This is a genomic window from Denitrobacterium sp., assembly GCF_056180635.1.
In genome coordinates this window covers 1-4,409 of record NZ_JAZZJS010000073.1, presented here as the reverse complement: position 1 = coordinate 4,409, position 4,409 = coordinate 1, and the positions used below count along the sequence as shown (strand labels likewise).

At 63.1% G+C, this 4,409-nt stretch carries 5 protein-coding genes and 1 pseudogene; 1 reads left to right on the top strand and 5 read right to left on the bottom strand.

The window, feature by feature from the left end; translation table 11 throughout:
- The 3 genes and pseudogenes from AC04P6_RS06530 to AC04P6_RS06520 all read right to left on the bottom strand — a co-directional run.
- Nucleotides 1-137 (bottom strand): annotated as a pseudogene (locus AC04P6_RS06530) (TerC family protein); the annotation flags it as partial.
- Between the two features lie 30 nt (nucleotides 138-167).
- On the bottom strand, nucleotides 168-731 hold the full coding sequence (locus tag AC04P6_RS06525) for a Fe-S-containing hydro-lyase (RefSeq protein ID WP_475565813.1): 564 nt from the start codon (nucleotides 729-731) through the stop codon (nucleotides 168-170).
- Between the two features lie 10 nt (nucleotides 732-741).
- Nucleotides 742-1,587, bottom strand: a complete 846-nt coding sequence (locus tag AC04P6_RS06520; RefSeq protein WP_475565812.1) for a fumarate hydratase — start codon at nucleotides 1,585-1,587, stop codon at nucleotides 742-744.
- A gap of 120 nt (nucleotides 1,588-1,707) precedes the next feature.
- Between AC04P6_RS06520 and AC04P6_RS06515 the strand changes: the two genes are divergently transcribed.
- The gene (locus tag AC04P6_RS06515) at nucleotides 1,708-2,502 is read left to right on the top strand and encodes a teichoic acid transporter (RefSeq protein WP_475565811.1); all 795 of its coding nucleotides are present in this window, start codon (nucleotides 1,708-1,710) and stop codon (nucleotides 2,500-2,502) included.
- A 97-nt stretch (nucleotides 2,503-2,599) separates the two neighbouring features.
- Here AC04P6_RS06515 and AC04P6_RS06510 read toward each other — a convergent pair whose 3' ends face one another.
- Together AC04P6_RS06510 and murB are read right to left on the bottom strand one after the other, a co-directional pair.
- Entirely contained in the window at nucleotides 2,600-3,640 is a 1,041-nt protein-coding gene (locus tag AC04P6_RS06510) for a hypothetical protein (protein WP_475565810.1), read from the bottom strand.
- 119 nt (nucleotides 3,641-3,759) lie between these two features.
- Nucleotides 3,760-4,409 (bottom strand): UDP-N-acetylmuramate dehydrogenase (gene murB / locus AC04P6_RS06505; protein WP_475565809.1); only part of this gene is annotated, 650 nt, incomplete at its 5' end.

Sequence of the window (4,409 nt, the reverse complement as noted above, 5' to 3'; positions counted from 1 at the left end):
TGCTGCTTGTCTTCGGGAAGGCGGTTCGTGGTGAGGGCGATGAACGCGATGTTGTCGACGCCCAGAACGATTTCCAGGAAGACGAGTGTGAGAAGGCTGATCCAGGCTTCTGCGGTAAGGAAAATCGAAAAGTCAATCATGTAGCGGTGCTCCTTGGGTAAAACTATCTATCGCTCTACGCGGAAACGCGCAGGACCTTCTTCGTAGAGGTTGCCACCCTGAGCGTCGACGGCGACGATGCAGGGATAATCTTCCACGACCAGGCGGCGGATGGCTTCCGGGCCCAGTTCGTCGTAGGCAACGACCTCGCATTCCTTCACCGAGGACGCGATGAGGGCGGCGGCGCCACCCACGGCCGCGAAGTACACGACGCCGTTGCGCACCATGGAGTCGATGACCTCCTGGCTGCGCGGCCCCTTGCCAATCATACCGGCGAGCCCCGCCTGCTCGATCATCTGCGGCGTGAAGGAATCCATGCGCCCGCTCGTGGTGGGGCCGCAACTGCCGATGACCCTGCCGGGCTTGGCGGGCGTGGGGCCCGCATAGTAGATGACCTGGCCATCGAGGTTAACGGGAAGCTCTTCGCCGGCGTCGAGCGCGGCCGTCATGCGCGCATGCGCGGCATCGCGACCCGTGTAGATGACGCCGGAAATGGAAACCATGTCGCCGCAGCGCAGCGATTGTGCGACGTCGCGGCTGAGTGGCGTGGTTATGCGTTTGATATCCGTCATGGCTCCCTCGCTAGAGTACGACTTGCTTATGACGCGCGGCATGGCAGTTCAGCGTAACGCCCACGGGCATGGTGGCGATATGCGTGGGGTACGTTTCGATATGCACGGCAAGCGCGGTAACGCGGCCGCCGAAGCCCTGCGGCCCAATGCCCGATTCGTTGATGGCCTCGAGCAGCTCAGCTTCGAGCGCGGCGTAGCGCGCATCGGGGTTGGGGGCGCCCACTTCGCGGCGAAGCGCTTCCTTGGAAAGCATGAGCGCCTTGTCGGCGTTGCCGCCGATGCCCACACCCACGATGGTGGGAGGACAGGGGTTGCCGCCCGCTTCCACAACCGCGCGCAGCACGGCGTCTTTCACGCCCTGCAGGCCCTGGGCGGGCTTGAGCATGAACAGGCGACTCATGTTCTCGCTGCCCGCGCCCTTCGGCATGATGGTGAGCGTGAGCTTATCGCCCGGGACGAGGCGCGTGTAGATGATGGCGGGCGTGTTATCGCCAGCGTTCACGCGTTCCAGAACGGGGTCGATTACCGTCGACTTGCGCAGGTAGCCTTCGGTGTAGCCCTGCGCGATGCCCGCGTTTACGGCTTCCTCGAAGCTGCCACCCACGATGTGCGCCTCCTGGCCCACCTCGGCGAACACGATGACCATGCCCGTATCCTGGCACATGGGCACGCCGTCTTCGCGTGCGATGCGCGCATTGCGGCAGATTTTCTGCATGGCCCAGCGCCCGAATTCGCTTTCCTCGCGTTCCGCGGCCTGAACGAGCACGTCCTCGACGTCTTTCGGCAAATCGCACGCGGCTTCCTTGCAGAGGCGCGCGATTTCCCGGGTTATCGTGGCAGTGGAGATATCTCGCATGCTTCCCGATTCCTTCCCGTGTTTTCTGTCAACAGACAGTGTAGCGCCCCCGGGGCCGCCATTGGGAAACCTCCAGACCGAATGCTATAATCATCCCCTGTTAAACGCTAAGGAGCATCTATGTTGGAAATCCCCCAGTTCCTTCGCCCGAAGGAAACAGGCGCGCACGTCGCGGAAACCTCCGGCCCCGTGCGCTATCTCGACGGCAGCGCGCTCGCGCGTCCGCTCGACCTCCCCAAACGCTACTTCTACCTGCTGGGCGCCATCGCGCTCATCGCGCTGATCATCGGCATTTCGTGGGGCATCAACTGCTACGCCTCGGTTGTGTACGGCGGCCAAGACCAGCAGGAAGCCGTGAACGAAATGCTCACGCGCGGCGAAACCGTGCAGTCGCCCGCACTCATAAACCTCATCGGCCTCGACGCAGAGGGCATCATCGAGGCTCAGACGCAGCAGGGCCAGACGGTCGTCGACATCTCGTCGATTTCCAGCGGCACGCAGGCCATCAACCTCGTGAAGCTTCCTTCCGACGTGTCCACCGCCGAAGCGCTCGCCTACTACGCAACGGGCATCTCGAAGCTTTCCTCGTCCGACGCCGTGAAGCTCCTCACGGGCAGCTGGCGCCTGGAACAGCAGAACGCCGACACCGTCGACTTGCATCTTACCTACGCCGACTTCACGTCGGGCACCGTCGACACGGCCGTCACCAACGCCATGGCCAACCAGGGCTTCGACGCGGCAACGGTCAGCGATTCGGGCGTCGACTCCAACGGCAACACGTACCAGAAGGGCACGATCGAGGTCGACGGCACCACCTACAACTGGACGGTAAGCGCCTGCGCCCTTTCCGAGGTGTACAGCAACTCTGGCCTGCCCGCCACCGCGCAGTACGTGGGCGTGCGCCTCACGCGCTAGCCCCACCACCGCATAGCACGAGCAAGCGCCTGTCGGATAGCTCCGGCAGGCGCTTTTCGCATCACGCGAAGTACGCCATGCAAACGCCGCATGTGCGCTAGTTCGTTGAAGTGGACCCCGACGCGCTCTGAGCGGACAGGCTGCCCGATTCCGACGCGGAGTCGGACGAAGACGATCCGCTTTCGGAAGAGCTCGAGGAATCCTGCGAGGAATTCGAACCTGAGCTCGATGTTCCGCTCGAGGAGGAATCGGAGCTCGAAGAATCGCTCTCATCACCCGAGCTGGAACTCGAGGAATTCGACGAGGAGGCATTTCCCGCTGCGGAAGTGGAATTTGCGTTCTCGGTGGAGCCACTCTGGGAGGACTGGCCATTGGCAGACGTCGTACCGTTCGATTCGCGGTTGGCAGTCGATTCCGACGACGAGGCTTGGGCGCTTTCGCGCTGATGCGTCTCGCCCGAAGACGAAGCGGACGTATCGCTTGCCGCGCTTTGCGTTTGCGTCGAAGACGACGGGGCGAGCACCTCGGTACTCCCCCAGCCCTGGCCGCCCGTCACCAGAAGCACCAGGCCAGCAGTGAGGGCGATGGCCACAAGAGCCGCAGCGACGGAGACGATGATCGCGCGTCTCTGCACTTGCGCCTTGCGCGCGCGGTTGCTGCGCGCCTTGATGAGCGAGTTGCGCGCGGACGCTTCCCGCCGTCCCCGCACATGCGCGGCCGCAGACGTCTGCGTGGTAGCCGCCGCGGAAGCATACGCCGGAGTCGCCATAACCGACGTCCCATCGGAAACGACCATGCAGGCAGTCGCGTCGGCCGCCTGGGAATGACCGCCATCATCGCGCGTGAGGGGCGAGGGCGATGCCTTCCCCGCCAAATCGGAGGGCGCCTTCGCATCGGTGGCATCGTCGTTCGAGCGAATCTTGTCCGCCGAGGCGAGCATGATGTTCTTGTACACCTGCGCGGTTACCGTGGCCACGATCGAGCCCACGGCAGTACCCAGAAGCGAGCCCGCGATGCCTATCTGGGATGAAAGCAACAACGAGGTCACTGCGGCAAGCGCCGTAGCCGCCACCTGGGCAATCGATAGATTTTGGAATAGGGTGCCTTTCTTTTTCGCAACTGCAGCCGTCTCGGTCATATACGCTCCTTCGTTCTCTTCCCCCTCTACGCTAGAAGGGAAATCTGAAGAAAGCGTCAAACGAGACGGCCGTTTATCGTTTCGTTACGAAATAGGCGCAGAAGCGCGACAGTATGCGCTTAGAAGCCCCACATGCGAACTTCGGGATGCATTTCCACGCCGAATTGCCCGCGCACGGTCTTCTGGATATGCGCGATGAGCGCCTGCACGTCGGCAGCCGTCGCACCGCCGGCATTCACCACGAAGCCGGTATGCTTTTCCGATACCTGGGCGCCCCCGATGCGATAGCCGCGCAAGCCCGAATCCTGGATGAGCTTGCCCGCGAAATATCCCTCGGGGCGCTTGAACGTGGAACCCGCGCTGGGCATCTCGAGCGGCTGCTTCGATTCCCTTCGCTCGGTGAGGTCGTCGACGCGCGCCTGGATGGCAGAGGGCTCGTCGGGGAAAAGACACAGCTTAGCAGACAGGACGATATAGCCACGCTCGTCCATCATGCTATGGCGGTACGACCAGCAGGCCTCGTCATGCGACACCGTAACGACATCGCCTTCGGGCGTAAGGCAGGTTACCTCCTGGGCCACGCCCGCGAATTCGCCATCGTAGGCGCCCGCGTTCATGATGGCGGCACCGCCCACCGTGCCGGGAATGCCCGACGCAAATTCGTAACCCGCAAGACCCGCCTCGCAAGCAGCTTCCGAAATGCGCTCGTTCGTGGCTCCCGCCTGGGCATACACGCAATCGCCTTCCACGCGCACCTCGGAGAAGGGCT

Bases quoted from the DNA above. Each gene is read 5' to 3' on its own strand.
- AC04P6_RS06525 (WP_475565813.1), bottom strand. From the start codon at position 731: ATGACGGATATCAAACGCATAACCACGCCACTCAGCCGCGACGTCGCA.
- AC04P6_RS06520 (WP_475565812.1), bottom strand. From the start codon at position 1,587: ATGCGAGATATCTCCACTGCCACGATAACCCGGGAAATCGCGCGCCTC.
- AC04P6_RS06515 (WP_475565811.1), top strand. From the start codon at position 1,708: ATGTTGGAAATCCCCCAGTTCCTTCGCCCGAAGGAAACAGGCGCGCAC.
- AC04P6_RS06510 (WP_475565810.1), bottom strand. From the start codon at position 3,640: ATGACCGAGACGGCTGCAGTTGCGAAAAAGAAAGGCACCCTATTCCAA.